Source organism: Amycolatopsis sp. NPDC051903, from assembly GCF_044452505.1.
Taxonomy (GTDB): Bacteria; Actinomycetota; Actinomycetes; order Mycobacteriales; family Pseudonocardiaceae; genus Amycolatopsis.
Map to the genome: position 1 here is coordinate 142116 of NZ_JBITBT010000005.1, position 15771 is coordinate 157886.

Here is a 15771-nt window from a genome sequence, read left to right on the forward strand (position 1 = left end):
CCCCAACCCCTCGTGAAAGGATCCCCAACCGCCACCGAGCGTAGCGGACGGCGCACGGCACTAGACTCCCCTTGTCGACGACGACCGCCACGGGAGGCACCCATGCCTGACGCGCCCGCATTGCCCAGTTACGCCTCCGGGACGTCCGACGTCCCCCTGCTGGGCGACACGATCGGGGACAACCTCGACCGCACTGTGGCCGCCTTCCCGGAGCGCGACGCGCTGGTGGACCGCGCGGCGAACATCAGGTGGACTTACGCGGAATTCAAGACCGACGTCGACACCCTCGCCCACGGCCTGGTCGCCAAGGGCATCCGCAAGGGCGACCGCGTGGGCATCTGGTCGCCGAACCGCGCGGAGTGGACGGTGCTGCAGTACGCGACCGCCAAGATCGGCGCCATCCTCGTCAACATCAACCCCGCGTACCGCTCGCACGAACTCGAGTACGTCCTCAAGCAGGCCGGCGTGCGGATGCTCGTCGCGGCGGACAAGTTCAAGACGTCGGACTACGCGGCGATGATCGAGGAGGTCCGGCCCCGGTGCGCGGACCTCGAGTCCGTGGTGCTGCTCGGCACCGGCGCGTGGACGGACCTGATGGCCGCCGGTGAAGGCGGCGACCCGGCGGAGCTCGCGAAGCTGCAGGCGAACCTGTCGGCCGACGACCCGATCAACATCCAGTACACCTCCGGCACCACGGGTTTTCCCAAGGGCGCCACGCTTTCCCACCACAACATCCTCAACAACGGCTTCTTCGTCGGCGAGCTGTGCAACTACACCGAGGAAGACCGCGTCTGCATCCCCGTGCCCTTCTACCACTGCTTCGGCATGGTCATGGGCAACCTCGCGTGCACCAGCCACGGCGCGGCCATGGTGATCCCGGCGCCGGCGTTCGACCCGAAGGCGACGCTGGAAGCCGTTGCGGCGGAAGGGTGCACGTCGCTCTACGGCGTGCCGACGATGTTCATCGCCGAGCTCAACCACCCCGAGTTCGACTCGTTCGACCTGTCGTCGCTGCGCACCGGGATCATGGCGGGCTCGCCGTGCCCGGTCGAGGTGATGAAGCAGGTCATCGACCGCATGGGCATGACCGAGGTGTCCATCTGTTACGGCATGACGGAAACCTCGCCCGTCTCCACACAAACGCGCGCCGACGACTCGGTGGAGCGCCGAGTGTCCACGGTGGGCCGCGTTGGACCGCACCTCGAGTCCAAAGTGGTCGATCCCGAAACGGGCCTGACGGTGCCGCGCGGCGTGCCCGGCGAACTCTGCACGCGGGGCTACTCCGTGATGCTCGGCTACTGGGAACAGCCCGACAAGACGGCCGAGGCCATCGACGCCGCCCGCTGGATGCACACCGGTGACCTCGCGATCATGGACGACGGCGGTTACCTCAACATCACCGGCCGCATCAAGGACATGGTGATCCGCGGCGGCGAGAACGTGTACCCGCGCGAGATCGAGGAGTTCCTCTACACGCACCCGAACGTCCTCGACGCACAGGTGATCGGCGTGCCCGACGTCAAGTACGGCGAGGAGCTCATGGCCTGGATCCGCATGCGCGAGGGCGCCGAGCCGCTCACGGCCGAAGCGGTGCGCGAATTCTGCGCGGGCAAGCTCGCGCACTACAAGATCCCGCGCTACGTGCACGTCGTCGAGGAGTTCCCGATGACCGTCACGGGCAAGGTGCGCAAGGTCGAGATGCGTGAGCAGTCCGTGACGCTGCTCGGCCTCGAGGCTGCCGCTGCCACCCAGCACGCGTAGCGAGGCAACCGGAAGCGCGTGTTCCCCCTGAGCCGATCAGCGAAGGGGGAACGACGTGTGGTCTGGGAAGTTCAGCCGAAGAGTGTTCGCTGCAGGTGGTGCCTGTGGCGCTGTTACCGGTCGCGATGCCGCCGGGACCGGTGGAGCTCGCATCCCGGCCGGGTGACGAGTGCGGCGGGTCGAGTCGATCGACGACCGCAGCACCGTCGCGGGCGAGACGTCTCGCGCGACGTCACGATCTCGACCACCCGGCGAAGTTGTTCGCCGACGGGCGAGCTCACCGCGCTGTCGGCGCACGTCGGCGAGGTTTGCCAGGCCGTCGCGATCAACAAGGCCGACGTCGCGGTCGGGCGGGCCGAGGACGCGCACCACGTCCGGCGCGCGCTGGGCCGCCGACGGCACAGTGTGCTAGCTGCCCGGCACAGCGCCGACGAGCGCGGACAGCGACACTTGCCGCGCGGTGGCCTGGGACTCCGGCGGCATCGTCGCCCGCCCCCTGCGCTGGGAGCGCGACGGTCGCGTGATCGCCGGCGCCGCGGTCGACGCCAGCAGCACCACCCGCGTCGTGCGCGCGGGCGCATCACCACCCTGACGCCGGACGCCGAGTACGGCCTGGGTCGTCGCGATCTCCCTCAGAGGGGTGGCCATCGGCTCGAAGACGGTCGGCGGATCTTCCGTGGCGGTGCGGGGGAATCGGTCGGGCCGCGCGACGCACGCCCTGCCTGAGGGCACTGGACAGCCCGGAAGTGCTGGCCGCAACGACTCGGCACCGTCGTCGGTCTCGGGAACCCCGGCTTCGGCGGTGACCTCGCCGTGCGGTGGGCCCCATTGGCCGGCCGGCGTACCTGCCGAGTGACGGCCGTAGCGCCGCACGGGGTCAACCGCTTCGGCCGCGCGGTGGGCGCCAGACGGCTCCCGCGCACGGCTGGATTCGTTGCCAGGCCACGGTTCCGCGGCGGCGACGGTGATCAACTCCCGCGGCGTCACCGCCGCTCCTCCAGCGACGGCAGCACGGTGCTTTGACGGTGACCGCACCTGGCCGTCCCCTGGGGAACCGGGGACGGCCAGGTGCAGGAGTCGCTCAGGAAGCCGCGGCGGCGGCTTCCGCCAGTGCCTTCTCGTCTTCCTCGCCGAAGGTTTCCTCAAGCTGCTCCGGTGAGTAGTCCAGGTCGATCTGCTCGACCGGTGTGCCGCGGGCCGATTCGATGGCGCCGAGGCGGCGCTGGGCGCGGTCGGCGGCGTACTGGAGGAGCTCTTCCGGGTCGTTGTCGAACGGGACTTCCTCGAACTGGTCCTGCACCCACTGGATCATGCCGAGCGCGTGGGGCAGCAGTTCGCCCATGCGCTGCTGCACGGCGTCCCACAGCGAATCGTCAGCGGCGACGTGGCGGCGGCAGGTGAAGGTGCCCCACGCCATGTGGCGGCGTTCGTCGTCGCCGATGCGGCGGACGAGTTCCTGCATGCCGGGCAGGATCTGGTTCTGGGTGCAGATCAGCTGCCACGAGTAGTAGCCCGTGAGCGCCAGGCTGCCTTCGATCACGTGGTTGTAGGTCACGCTCGCGCGGATCTGGTTGAGGGGACTGGGATCGTCCGCCAGCGCGCGCAGCGACTGCGGCAGCTCTTCGTAGAACAGCTTGCGGTAGTGCGGGTTTTCCGCCACGTACTGGTGGAGGTCGTGGTCGAGGCCGACGGCGTCCATCCAGCGCCGGAACACCTCGACGTGCTTGGCCTCCTCGAAGCAGAACTGCGTGAGGTACATCTCGTCGCCGAAGCGGCCGGTCGCCGACATCGCGCGCATGAACGGCTGGATGTCCTCGGTCACGGCCTCTTCGCCGGCGATGAACTGGGCCACGAGGTAGGTGGTGGAGCGCTGCTGCTCCGGGGTGAGGCTCTGCCAGCCATCGCGCTCCTGGCTGAAGTCGAGGTCGGCCGGGTTCCAGAACTTCTTGTTGCCCTTGACGAACAGGCGCAAGGGGAACGAGTCCCAGTTGAGCCCGCCCTCCCGCAGCGACGAAAACCCGCTGCGCAGTTCGGGGAGCGTTTCGGTCATGACTGGCCCTTTCGTGTCACTCCGTTGTGGACGAATCTCCGGACGAATCCGCGGACGGCTCGCGGACGAACTGCTCGATGGCGGGTGCCAGCACAGCGACCACGGCGTCGGCCGCCACGGTCGCGGAATGCGTCGGCAGCACCAGGTGGCTCAGCGACAGCCGCACCACGGTTTCCGCCAGCAGGGCGGCGGATTCCTGCGAAAGCCGCGGTTCGAGCTCGCGATAGTGCTCGGTCGCCAGGTCGGCGGCGGCCGTGAGGATGGGCTCGCCCTTGGTGGTCAGCAGGGGGAGCAGGTCTTCGCCCTCGCCCGTGCCGAGCGCGGCGGCGACGAGGCGGTTCTCGCGGGCGTGCTCGATGGTGTAGACGACGCCGCCGTGGATCGCGGCGGCCAGCCCGTCGGCGTCCTCGAAGCGGGAGCGGAGGGCGTCGAGGAACGCCGACGCCGTGCGCAGCGCCACGGCCTGCGCGAGCGCCGCCTTGCTGCCGAACTCGTTGTAGACGGTCTGCCGGCTCACGCCGGCGCGCGCCGCGACGTCGGCCATGCGCAGCCCGGCGTGGCCGCGGTCCGGGAGCAGGTCCGCGGCCGCGTCGAGGAGGGCCTCGCGCAGCGAAGCTTTGGTGCGCTCGGTGAAGCTCGTCACATCGCCAGCTTGACACATCTGAAAAATGTGTCAAGAAGGTTTACCGAACTCGATCGGATGTACAGTTTCGCGGTCCTGTCGGTGCCGCCCGCTACCGTGGCGATCGTGTGCATCACGGTGGGCTTCGACCTGGACATGACACTGATCGACCCGCGGCCCGGCATGGTCGCGGTGATGAACGCACTCGGTGCGGAGGCGGGCCTGCCGTTGGACGGCGAGCACTTTGCCGCCAACCTCGGCCCGCCACTCGAGGACAGCCTGCGCGGCTTCGAGGCGCCGGAGGAGCGCATCCCGGAGCTCGTCGGCCGGTTCCGCGAGCTGTACCCGGAGGTGGTCGTGCCGAGCACGATCGCGCTGCCGGGCGCGGCGGAGGCGCTGAAGGCCGTGCGCGCGGCGGGCGGGCGCACGCTCGTCGTCACGGGCAAGTTCGCGCCCAACGCGCGGCGGCACGTCGAGGCGCTCGGGCTGGAGGTCGACGAGCTCGTCGGCGAGCTGTGGTCCACGCGGAAAGCGGTGGCTTTGAAGGAGCACGACGCTCGCGCGTATGTCGGAGATCACCTCGGCGACGTGCGCGGCGCCCGCGCGGCGGGCGCGCTCGCGGTGGCGGTCACCACGGGGCCGTGCACACGGGAAGAACTGGTCGCCGAAGGAGCGGACGTGGTGTTCGCCTCGCTGGTGGAGTTCCCGGACTGGTTCGCGCGGACGTTCGGCTGACGCTCAGCCGTGTTTGCCCGCGCGCGCCTCGCGGACCAGCGCGATCAGGCCCAGCAGCAACCCCAGCGGCGTCACCACGCCTGCGACGGCGCTGAGCCACACGGGCAGGTTCTCCAGGCCGGCTGCGAACATCACGAACACCGCCAGCACGGCCGCCATGCCGATGCCGAACAGGCCGATGCCGATCCGCATCAGGATCGGTTTGCCGGTCGGCGTCCGGCCGGTCTGCTTCGCGGTGTCTTCCATGGCGCCGAGCGTATCGGCCGTATCCGCTTCTCCCCAGGGCATGTGGCGAGATACGCTAAGCGGACGCGCGCCCTGGGTACGCCCGGGGCGCGTTCGTCGTGAGCAGCACAGCAGAAGGACTGGTGAGGGAAGTGCCGACCGGCAAGGTCAAGTGGTACGACGCGGAGAAGGGGTTCGGGTTCGTCACGCAGGACGGCGGAGCCGATGTCTACATCCGCAAGGCCGCGCTGCCGCAGGGCGTCGAAGGCCTCAAGGCCGGGCAGCGGCTGGAGTTCGGCGTCGCCGACGGCCGTCGCGGGCCGCAGGCGCTTTCCGTCCGCTTGCTCGACCCGCCGCCGTCGGTCGCCGAAGCGCGCCGGCGCCCCGCCGAGGAACTGCACGGCCTCATCGAGGACATGATCAAGCTCCTCGAACTCAAGGTCCAGCCGGACCTGCGGCGCAACCGGTACCCGGATCGCAAGCACACCAAGCAGATCGCGGAGATCATGCGCGCGGTCGCCCGGGACCTCGACCCCTAAACCGGCGACGGGCAGCAACTCGCGGGGCCGGCGGGCGGACGGAAAACCGTTCCCTCCGCCGGGACCCTGTGACCCCGTCCGCCGGGATCAGGCGGGCTGCACCTGGAGCGACCACAACGCCGACGTGATCGGCTCCGCGTCGTTCGGGTCGCCGGTGCGGCTGATGACCGTGGCCTGCGCGATCTCGACCACCACGATCTGGTCGTCCTTCGACGGCGGCGTCGCGGTGTAGGCGTACTGGTCGCCGTTGGTGATGATGTCTTCCTTCAACGGCTGGGGCTGGCCCTTGCCGTCGACGGACTGCACGGTGACCTTCCACGGGCCCTCGGCGATCTCCTTCGGCACGGAGACCACCACCGGCAGGCCCGGGCGCACCTTCAGCGTGCCCGCGGCGCCCGGGTTGGCGGAGCAGACGCCGGTGCTCAGATCGCAGTTGCCGATGGGGCCGACGCGGATCGTGTGCCCGTCGCCGTAGAACGTCACCTCGGCCGGGCCCGGCGCGGAGCAGCCGGCCACGGCGAGACCACCGGCCGCGAGCACGGCCACCAAACGGGAACGTCGCATGGCCGAAGATTACCGGCGCTCGCGCGGCAGACCCTGCGCGGGGAAGCTGCCGGTCGGTTCGGGCCGCAGTGGGCGGTTTCCACCGAGCCCGGGCACGAGCGAACCGCCCCGGCGCACGAAGTAGGTTTGCGTGAGGCCCACGCCGAGCAGCAGCGTCACCACGAGGAAGCCGATCCAGTACGTCGGCGGCAGCAGCAGGCCCACGGCACCGCCGAAGCACCAAGCCAGCTGCAGCACCGTTTCCGACCGTCCGAAGGCCGACGCGCGCGACTGCTCGGGCAGGTCCGCCTGGATCACGGCGTCGAGGCTGATCTTCGCGAGCGCGCTCGCCGTCGCGCCGACGAGGCCGACGATCGCGGCCGTCGCGAGTCCCGGTAGGAGGGTCGCGATCAGCGTCGTGCCGGCGCACGCGGCGACGCACCCGAGGATCACCTGGTCCGGCGAGCCGAACTGCAGGCGCGAGCCCAGCGCGTTGCCGACGAACCCGCCCGCCCCGGCCGCGGCGCCGATGATGCCGAGCAGCAGCAGCTGCATGAACGGGCTGTGGCCCTGGCCCTCGGTCTGCGCTTTCACCGCGAACGCGGCGAACATCATGAGGAATCCGGTGAGCACGCGCACGGAACCGTTGCCCCACAAGGCGACCACGATGTGGCGGCCCATCGGCTGGCGCCGCTTCTTCTGCTTCGGCTCCGGCCGCGCGGACAGCGACGTCGGCACCTCGCCCTCGGTCACCTCGACCCACGACGGGATCCGCATCGACTGCACGGCCGCGGCCACGCAGATCAGCGCGGTGAACCAGAGCGCGCCCGCCGACCCGCTGAACGAGCTGACGCCGCTGGCGAGCGCGCCGAACACGCCACCGGCGATGAGACCGAAGATCGTGAGGCGCGCGTTGGTCTTCGACAGCGTGATCTCCGGTGGCACCACGCGCGGCGTGATGGCTGCCTTGAGCACGGTGAACGACTTCGACAGCACCATCATCCCGAGCGCGGCCGGGTACAGCAGCCAGTCGTCGAAGTGCAGTGCCATCACCACGGCCATCAGGCCCTGGCCGAGCGACGACGCGCACATCGCGAGGCGCCGGCCGCGCTGGATGCGGTCGAGTGCCGGCCCGATCACGGGCGCGACGAGCGCGAACGGCGCGATGGTGATCAGCAGGTACAGCGCGACTTTGCCCTTGCTCTCGCCGCTGGTGGCGGCGAAGAACAGCGTGTTGGCGAGCGCGATGGCCATGGCCGCGTCGCTCGCGTAGTTGAGCATCACCGCGTACATCAGCGAGGTGAGGCCCGACTTGTCCGCGCCATCAGCCTTCGTCGCGCGCTGGAACATGCCGATGGCCTGCCCGCTCAGCTGCCGGCTGCGCAGCGCCGCGACCCGCGTGACGGTGAGCTTCTTCGGCAGCTTCGGGATCGAGCCCGCGCCGGGCGCCGCCGTGGTGTGCAGCTCCTCGTCGCGCTCGGGGCCCACGTGCGGCTCGCCCGCGTAACCACCGGTGTCGTAGTGCTCGTAGTCACCGCTGCCGGGCCGGTTGTCCGGCCGCGGCCGCACGGGCTCGGTGCGCTGGTCCGGCGGTGGGTACGGCCGGGCGCCGCGGTTCGGCGGTGGCCGGTGACCCCGCGGGCCAGCGCCGGTGGGGGCTTCGTCGGCGGTCGGTTCGTCGTAGAACGGACTGCGCCCCCGGCCGGCCGGGGGCACGTGCTGGGGCCGGGCGCGCGGCTGGTCGGCCGCCGCGTACTCAGGCGGGACGCGGCGCGTCTGCTGGTCGGCGTACTCGGGCGGCGCAGGCCGCGACTGCTGGTCGACACGGGTCGGAGGGGGCGGCGGCGCGTCGCGCCAGGAGCGGGCCTGGGCGGCGCCGGGCTCCGGCGTCCACTTGCGCTTGGACTTCCGGCCGCGCCCCTTGCCCGACCGGCTGGAGAAGGTGCCGTCGGGTTCGGAGCGCGAACCGAAGAGTGCCACGTGTCAATCCTGCCTCATCGGGGTGCCGTTCCGCCCGCTCACGTGCCGTTCTGGGTGTCCCCGGTCTTCGCTGGGACGAACTTCACCCGGAACATCGACGGCCAGAGCTTGCCCGTGACGAGGAATTCGTCCGTGCCCGGGATCGCGGCGATGCCGTTGAGCACGTCCTCGCCGGGTTCGACCGGAGTCCGCAGGCCGGACGCGTCGATGCGCCCGGTGATCTGGCCGCTGCGGGCGTCGATGCGCAGGATCGTCCCGGTTTTCCACACGTTCGCGTACACCGTGTCACCGACGCACTCCAGCTCGTTGAGCTGGTCCACGCCGACGTCGACACTGCCGGTGACCGCAAACGTCTGCGGGTCACGGAACGTGAGCTTCGAGCTGCCGTTGCTCATCACGAGCCGTCCGCTGGGCTGGTGGCACAGGCCCCAGCCTTCGCCGTCGAACGGCACGCGGCGCAGCTCGGCGAGCGTCTTCGAGTCGCGTTCGATGGCGAAGCCGTCCTGCCAGGTCAGCTGCCACAGCTCGGGCCCGAGGACCGTGATGCCTTCGGCGAACAGCGGCGACGGCAGCGCGACGCGCGTGGCCGGCGCCTGGCCGGCCGGTCCGGCGGTGAGCGCCGACTCGCCGGACAGGCCGCGGCTCTCGTACAGCGTGGTGCCGGAGAACTCGAGGCCCTCGGTGAAGGCCGACGTGTCGTGCGGCAGCGTCTGGAGCACCTGGACGGTCATCGCTTCGGGCGCCGGCGGTGCCGCTGACGTGCCGGCGCAGCCGCCGAGCAGGGCGACGGCGAGCAGCGGCCAGACGATCGGTGCCTTGGAGGTACGCACGGGGAACAGCCTGGCACGGGCGTCGCGGATGCGTGCGGCACAATTGGGCCCATGACGTTGCTGTTGACCCTCGACGACGGCTCTATCCAGCGGAAGCTCGCCGACGCGGTGGACGTCGCGCGAGATGCCCTGCTGGCGGATGCGCCGGCCGAGCAGGTCGGCGAGCACGTCGGTGTGCACCGCGAGGACGCCGTGTCGGCGACCCACCTGTTCGAAGCGTCGGTGCCCGGTTACCGCGGCTGGCGCTGGGCCGTGACGCTGGCCGTCGCCGGGCTCGACGAAGAGGTGACGGTCAGCGAGCTGGAGCTCCTGCCCGGCCCGGATTCCCTCGTCGCGCCCGCCTGGGTCCCCTGGGAGCAGCGCGTGCGCGCCGGCGACCTCGGCGTCGGCGACATCTTCCCCACGGACAAGGACGACCCGCGCCTCGCGCCCGCGTACTTGCAGTCCGACGACCCGGCCGTCGAGGAGGTCGCGCACGAGGTCGGCCTGGGCCGCGTGCACGTCCTGTCCCGCTACGGCCGCCAGGACGCCGCCGCCCGCTGGCACGGCGGCGAGTTCGGCCCGCGGTCCGACATGGCCCGCAGCGCCCCCGCGACCTGCGGGACGTGCGGCTTCTTCGTCCCGCTCGCCGGCTCCCTGCGCGGCTCCTTCGGCGTCTGCACCAACGACATCGCCCCGGCCGACGGCCACGCCGTCGACGTCGAATACGGCTGCGGCGCGCACTCCGAGGTCGAGGTCGAGGTCACCTCCTCGGTCCCCGTCGCCGAACTCGTCTACGACGATTCCCTGATCGACTTCTCCCCGGTGCCCGATGCGGAGCCGGTTGCCGATGAGCCGGTGGAGGTTCCCGAGTCCGAGGCCGCGTTCGGCGTCGCTGGGGAGGCCGCTTCGGCCGCCGCGGTCGAGACCGTCGCGGCCGGTTCGGTCGAGCCGGAGGCTGCGGCTGAGGTGGCTGTCGAGGAGGCAGCTGCGGGTGGGGCCGAGCCGGTTGAGGCTGAAGCCGCTGAGCCGATTTCGGCTCAGGCTGGTGCGGACGAAGGCACCGGTACCCCGGCTGTTGCTGCTGCTGCCGAGCCGGTTGCCGCTGCGGACGAAGGTGCTGCCGTACCGGCTGAGGTTGCGAAAGCAGCCACCGCCGAGCCGATCGCGACTGAGGTTCCGGCCGCGGACGAGACCACTGCACCGGAATCGGCTGTCGCCGCCGAGCCCGTTGCCGGGGTTCCGACCCCGGACATCGAGGCACCGGCCACCGCGCCCGATGCCGCGACTGTCGCCCCCGAGGCGCCGACCGCGACCGAGCCTGACGCGGCTCCCGCTTCCGACGAAGCGACCGTCGCCCCGGATGCGCCGGCCGCGACCAAGACGGCGGAGTCGGACACGTCACCTGCACCCGCCACCTCGGATGAAGCTCAGACGGCTGGCCCTGCCGAGGCAACCACGGCTCCGCAGACCACACCCGACGTCGCCACATCCGACGCGGCTGCCGTCGCCGAGCCGGTGACCGACGCGGCTACGCCCGAAGCGACTGTCGCTGCCGAGTCGGTGACCGATGTTGCGGCTCCGGCCGCCGCCGAGCCGGCGACCGACGCTTCGGCTGAACAGGGTGTTGGCGGCTCCCCGACTGAATCTGCCGACACGGTCACGCCAGAGTCGACGAGTGCCGCGCCGGTTGCCGAGGTGCCGGCCCAGACCACCGACCCGGCGACCGATGCTTCTGCTGACGCCCCCGCCGAGCCGGCCTCGCCCGAAGTTTCAGCGGCGCCCACGGTCGCGACCGATGCGGCCGCATCGGAAGTCGCCGCCACTGCCGAGTCGGCAACCGATGCCGCCGCATCGGAAGCGGCCGCCACTGCCGAGTCGGCAACCGATGCTCCGGCTGAAGCCGCCGCCGAGCCGACGGTTGCCACTGAGGTGACCGGCACCGCCGCACCGGAAGCTGCTGCCACTGCTGAATCGGTAGGCGACACTGCTGCTTCGGCGACCGAGGCCGCGACTGATGCTTCGGACGAAGCTGCAGCCGAGCCGATCACGGCCGGAGTTTCAGCGGAGCCGACGGTTGCCAACGACTTGGCTTCACCGGAAGCGACCGACACCGCTGAGCCGGCGGTCGACGCTGCGACTTCGGCGACCGAGTCGGCGACTGGTGTTTCTGACGAGCCAGCTGCCGAGCCGATCACGGCCGGAGTTTCAGCGGAGCCGACGGTTGCCAACGACTTGGCTTCACCGGAAGCGACCGACACCGCTGAGCCGGCGGTCGACGCTGCGACTTCGGCGCCCGAGTCGGTGACTGGTGTTTCTGACGAGCCAGTTGCCGCCGACGTTCCAGCTGAGCCGACGGTCGCCACGGTGACCGATGCCGCCCCGCCGGAAGCGGATGCCGTGGCGACCGCTGTCGATGCCGCTGCGTCGGAAGCGGATGCTGCTGCTGGTTCGGCGAGCGACCTGGCCGCTCCGACCGGCGAGCCGGCGACCGATGTGACCGATGTTTCCGGCGAAGGCGCGGCCGAGTCGGTTGGGGCCGATGTGTCGGCCGGGTCGTCGGTTGTCGGTGAGGTGACCGGCGCGGACGCGCCGGAAGCGACCGCCACTGCTGAGTCAGCGGTCGATGCTGCGACTTCGGCGCCCGAGTCGGTGAGCGGTGTTTCCGGACAGGCTGTTGTCGAGCCGGTTGTGGTCGATGCGCCAGCCGAGTCGACGATTGCCGCTGAGTCGACCGATGTCGTCGCGCCGGAAGGCGCCGACGTTTTCGAGTCGGAGCGCGAGGGTGCGGCTCCGGGTTCGGAGGCGGTGACTGACGCTTCTCGCGAAGCTGCCGCCGAGTCGGGTGCGGCTGATGTGTCGGCCGGGTCGCCGGTTGCGGCTGAGGTGACCGACGCGGAGGCGCCGGAGGCTGGGTCGGCGGAGCATGTTGCGGCGGAGGCCGGCGAGTCGGCGGCTGAGGTGTCCGGCGAGCCGGTTGCCGAGCAGGCCGTGGCCGGTGCTCCGGTCGAAGAGGCTGGCGTGGCTGAGTCCGAAGTGACTGCGACTGCCGGGCTCGCAGGGGCCTTTGTGGCTCCGGCCGCTGAGTCGGCGACCGAGGGTTCCGGTGAAGGTGTGGCCGTCGTTCCTGGTGAGGCCGCGACCGATGTGGACACCTCGAGTGCCGCGACGGACGCTGGGTCGGTTGCCGAGCCTGCGGCTGGAGCTGTGATCGCGGGTGAAGGCGCCGGAGTGGTTGGCGAGGACGACGAGGCCGCGGGCCGGTCGGTTGGCGAGGTCGAGGCTGGAGCCGGTGCTGAAGCCGAAGCCGCCCCGGAAGCCAACGGCAACGCCGAAGCCAACGGCAACGCCGAAGCCGACACCAACACCGACAACGGCACTGATGCGGAAAGTGGTGACAGCCCCCGGTGACCACGGCGGTGGGGGAGGATCCGTTCGGGACCGAGCGGTTGCGGGTGGCGGTCCTGCGGGCGTGGCAGGACTCCCCGACGAGGTTCACCGAGGACACGAACGCGGAGCGCGACCTGAGGGTCGGCGCGTATCGCGATCGCTTGTTCGTCGAGCTGGCGCAGAACGCGGCGGACGCGGCGCAGGCGGGCGGGAAGCCCGGGCGGGTGCGCGTGTCCGTTGTGGACGGTGAGCTGCGGTTCGCCAACACGGGGGCGCCGCTGGACGGGCGGGGGGTCGAATCGCTCGCGTCGTTGCGGGCGTCGGGCAAGGAGCGCGGGTCCGTGGGGCGCTTCGGGGTCGGCTTCGCGGCCGTGGTGGCGGTTTCGGATGAGCCGCGGGTGGTGTCGTCGACGGGGAGCGTGGCGTTTTCGGCCGGGCGGACGCGGGAGGCGGCCGGGCGGGACGGTGACGTGCCGGTGCTGCGGTTGCCGTGGCCGACCGGGGAGGTGCCGCCGGAGGGGTTCGACACCGAGGTGCGGTTGCCGCTGCGCGACGCGGCCGCGGGGGAAACGCTGCTCGCAGCCCTGGAACAGGAAATTCCCGATCTGCTGCTCGCCCTGCCGTGGCTGGGTGAGATCGAAGTGGACGGTCGCAGCTGGACGCGGACCGGCGACGAAGCCGTCGAGATCAGCGGGCCCGAAACCACGCAACGGTGGCTGACGCACGACGGCTGGGCCGTTCCGCTGGCCGACGACGGAACGCCGCGGCCGCTCACCGAGGACGTGCTGCACGCGCCCACCCCCACCGACGAAGAGCTGAGCCTGCCCGCGCGCCTGATCGCGCCGGTGCCGCTGGAGCCGTCACGGCGGCGGGTGCTGCCGGGAGCCGCGCTCACCCAAGCGCTGGACAACGCCGCCGGGAGTTACGTCGGGCTCGTCGCGGAACTTCCGGCCGAGCACCGGTTCGCGCTCGTGCCGAGCGTCGGTTTCCCGAGGTCCACACTGGACGAACAGCTCCGCGAGCGCGTTTTCGCCGAGCTGGCCACGCGACCGTGGCTGTCCACTCAGGACGGTAAGGAGGTCGCCGGTCGGGAGGCGAAGGTCCTCGACGTCGACGTGCCGGGGCTGCCGCCGTTGCTCGAAGACCTCGTGCCCGGGCTGGTGCCCGCCCCGAAGGACGCGGCGCGCACGCTCAAACCGGTGTCCGCGCAGCCGCTCACCATCCAGGACGTGCTCGGCGTCCTCACCGGCGTCGACCGCGAACCCGCGTGGTGGCACCGGCTCTACGCGGCGCTCGCCGTCGGCGTGGACACGCACGAAATCCAGCCGGCGCAGCTCGACGGCCTGCCCGTGCCGCTGTCCGACGGCCGCACGCTGCCGGGCGCCCGTGGTGCGCTGCTCGTCGACGGATCCCACGAACTGCTCGAGCTGCTGTCCGATGTGGACGTCCCGGGGCTGCGGCTCGTCCACCCCGCCGCCGCGCACCCGTTGCTGGAACGCCTGGGTGCCAAGCACGCCGACGCTCGCCAGCTGCTCGAAGCCGAACAGGTGCAGTTCGCCGTCGAACGCAGTGTGGAGGACGTCCGGTCCGGGCTGGACGGGATGAACCTCGCGGGCGCCGTCCTGCGGCTCATCGCCGAGTGCGGCGACGACGCGCCGGAATGGGCGCGAGCGCTCGCCCTGCCCTCGGAGGACGGCTGGCGGCGCGCCGATGAGCTCGTGCTGCCGAATTCGCCGCTGCTGGACGTCTTCGACCCCGAAGTGTTCGAAGAGGACGGTGCGCTGTCCGTTCTGGACGACGAGTTCGCCGAGGACTGGGCGGCGGCGACGCTCGAAGCGGTGGGCGTGCTCGACTCGTTCGCCGTCGTGCGCGACGAGGAGCCGCACGAGCCCGACCACGGCCTGCCCGACGAAGAAGCCTGGTGGGACTCCTTCGAACGCGAGCCCGCGGCCGTCGTCGCGATCCGCGACCTCGACCTCGTCGCCGACGACGCGTGGCCGGCCGCGCTGCGGCTCATCGCGGCGCGGCCCGAGACGTGGCAGGCGCTGCACACTCCCGGCGGTCACGCCCGCTGGTGGCTCGCCCGCTACGCCCTGCTCGCCGGCGAAGCCCCCGGTTCGTGGCGCCTCGCGAAGGCGGCCGACCTCGCCGGCCTCTACGACGAGGTCCCCGACCTCGGTCTCACCGACGAGCTCCTCGAAGCCGCCGGCGTGCGGACCACCCTCGAGCTCGCCACGGCCGAAGACGTCACCGACCTCCTCGACCGCCTCGGCGACCCCGAGCGCACGCCCAGCCCCGGGCTCGCCGCCCGCGCCCACCGCGCGCTGGTCCACTCACCCGTGGAGGTCGACGAGCTCGACGCGCCCGCCCGCGTGCGCGCGGCCGACGCCTCCGTCGCCGACGCCGACACCGCCGTGGTCCTCGACGTCCCGTGGCCCGCGTCCGCACTGCCCGCGGCCCGGCTCGTCGCGGCGCCCGAGGAGCCCGAACGCCTCGCTGAACTCCTGGACCTGCCGCTCGCGAGCAGCCTCGCCGGCGAGGTCACCAGCACCGGCGAGTACGTCGCGTGGGCCGACCTGCCCGCGCTGCGGCTCGTCGCCGACCAGCTCGGCGTCGAACTCCCGGACGGCGGCCCGCTCCTGCACGACGTGCTCACGGTCACCGTCGACGGAGCGAGCTCGGACGTGCCGTGGTGGGCCGACGACCAGAACCGCTTGCACGCGGCGGACACGTCCGAAGGGCTGGCCCGCGCCTTCGCCTGGGCGAGCGGCCGGTGGGCCGAGCGCTACCGGATCACCGCGCTCCTCGACGACCCCGCACCGCACACGCTGCTGAACTGAAGGGCCAGGCCAACTAGAAGCGCTGCGCCGACTTCGAGCCCCGCCGGGCGGCCGCGCGCTGCCAGAGCATGATCCCGAACCCGATGAACCCCAGCACGATCCCCGCGAACGCCGTCCACACCCACACGCCGCTGGTCACCACGAAGAGCACCACCAGCGCGACGGCCCACAGCGAGGTACCTACGATCACCACCGGGGTCAGGTCGGTCAGGCGCTTGGGCAGGTCCGGCGTGTGCCGCAACGTGCCCGTTACCTCACTGGGATTGATCGGTTCGTC

General features: G+C 71.4%; 13 protein-coding genes. 5 read left to right on the forward strand and 8 right to left on the reverse strand.

Translation table 11 applies throughout. The features are described from left to right. The first annotated feature begins 102 nt into the window (after positions 1 to 102). On the forward strand, positions 103 to 1761 hold the full coding sequence (locus ACIA77_RS14560) for an AMP-binding protein (protein WP_395886351.1): 1659 nt from the start codon (positions 103 to 105) through the stop codon (positions 1759 to 1761). A 408-nt stretch (positions 1762 to 2169) separates the two neighbouring features. Here the strand turns inward: ACIA77_RS14560 and ACIA77_RS14565 are convergent, their stop codons facing one another. From ACIA77_RS14565 to ACIA77_RS14575, 3 genes are all read right to left on the reverse strand, one after another. Then, positions 2170 to 2409, reverse strand: a complete 240-nt coding sequence (locus tag ACIA77_RS14565) for a hypothetical protein (protein ID WP_395886352.1) — start codon at positions 2407 to 2409, stop codon at positions 2170 to 2172. A gap of 433 nt (positions 2410 to 2842) precedes the next feature. Next, on the reverse strand, positions 2843 to 3811 hold the full coding sequence (locus tag ACIA77_RS14570; protein ID WP_395886353.1) for a R2-like ligand-binding oxidase: 969 nt from the start codon (positions 3809 to 3811) through the stop codon (positions 2843 to 2845). Positions 3812 to 3827: 16 nt separating this feature from the next. After that, complete coding sequence (locus tag ACIA77_RS14575; RefSeq protein ID WP_395886354.1) at positions 3828 to 4454, reverse strand: TetR family transcriptional regulator; 627 nt, start codon at positions 4452 to 4454, stop codon at positions 3828 to 3830. A 105-nt stretch (positions 4455 to 4559) separates the two neighbouring features. Here ACIA77_RS14575 and ACIA77_RS14580 point away from each other — a divergent pair, with 105 nt between their 5' ends. Continuing rightward, positions 4560 to 5168: an HAD family hydrolase gene (locus ACIA77_RS14580; protein ID WP_395886355.1), complete on the forward strand. Its 609-nt coding sequence runs from the start codon at positions 4560 to 4562 to the stop codon at positions 5166 to 5168. A gap of 3 nt (positions 5169 to 5171) precedes the next feature. Here the strand turns inward: ACIA77_RS14580 and ACIA77_RS14585 are convergent, their stop codons facing one another. Next, positions 5172 to 5414: a hypothetical protein gene (locus tag ACIA77_RS14585; RefSeq protein ID WP_395886356.1), complete on the reverse strand. Its 243-nt coding sequence runs from the start codon at positions 5412 to 5414 to the stop codon at positions 5172 to 5174. A 131-nt stretch (positions 5415 to 5545) separates the two neighbouring features. Here ACIA77_RS14585 and ACIA77_RS14590 point away from each other — a divergent pair, with 131 nt between their 5' ends. Continuing rightward, positions 5546 to 5932 (forward strand): cold-shock protein, encoded by a 387-nt coding sequence (locus ACIA77_RS14590; protein ID WP_007033367.1) that lies wholly within the window; start codon positions 5546 to 5548, stop codon positions 5930 to 5932. 87 nt (positions 5933 to 6019) lie between these two features. On the opposite strand, the gene ACIA77_RS14595 is transcribed toward ACIA77_RS14590, so the two are convergent. From ACIA77_RS14595 to ACIA77_RS14605, 3 genes are read right to left on the reverse strand one after another with little or no spacing between them, the layout of a single operon-like run. Then, the gene (locus tag ACIA77_RS14595; protein WP_395886357.1) at positions 6020 to 6496 is read right to left on the reverse strand and encodes a DUF2771 family protein; all 477 of its coding nucleotides are present in this window, start codon (positions 6494 to 6496) and stop codon (positions 6020 to 6022) included. A gap of 9 nt (positions 6497 to 6505) precedes the next feature. After that, positions 6506 to 8455 carry an MFS transporter gene (locus tag ACIA77_RS14600; protein WP_395886358.1) on the reverse strand — a complete coding sequence of 650 codons (1950 nt, stop codon included), beginning with the start codon at positions 8453 to 8455 and terminating at the stop codon, positions 6506 to 6508. A gap of 38 nt (positions 8456 to 8493) precedes the next feature. Continuing rightward, entirely contained in the window at positions 8494 to 9285 is a 792-nt protein-coding gene (locus ACIA77_RS14605) for a glutaminyl-peptide cyclotransferase (protein ID WP_395886360.1), read from the reverse strand. A gap of 51 nt (positions 9286 to 9336) precedes the next feature. Here ACIA77_RS14605 and ACIA77_RS14610 point away from each other — a divergent pair, with 51 nt between their 5' ends. Then, a complete protein-coding gene (locus tag ACIA77_RS14610; protein WP_395886361.1) occupies positions 9337 to 12675 on the forward strand; it encodes a DUF3027 domain-containing protein in 3339 nt (1112 codons plus the stop codon). A gap of 8 nt (positions 12676 to 12683) precedes the next feature. Beyond that, the gene (locus tag ACIA77_RS14615) at positions 12684 to 15494 is read left to right on the forward strand and encodes a sacsin N-terminal ATP-binding-like domain-containing protein (RefSeq protein WP_395886660.1); all 2811 of its coding nucleotides are present in this window, start codon (positions 12684 to 12686) and stop codon (positions 15492 to 15494) included. A gap of 13 nt (positions 15495 to 15507) precedes the next feature. On the opposite strand, the gene ACIA77_RS14620 is transcribed toward ACIA77_RS14615, so the two are convergent. Continuing rightward, on the reverse strand, positions 15508 to 15735 hold the full coding sequence (locus ACIA77_RS14620; protein WP_395886661.1) for a DUF2530 domain-containing protein: 228 nt from the start codon (positions 15733 to 15735) through the stop codon (positions 15508 to 15510). Between the last annotated feature and the right edge of the window lie 36 nt (positions 15736 to 15771).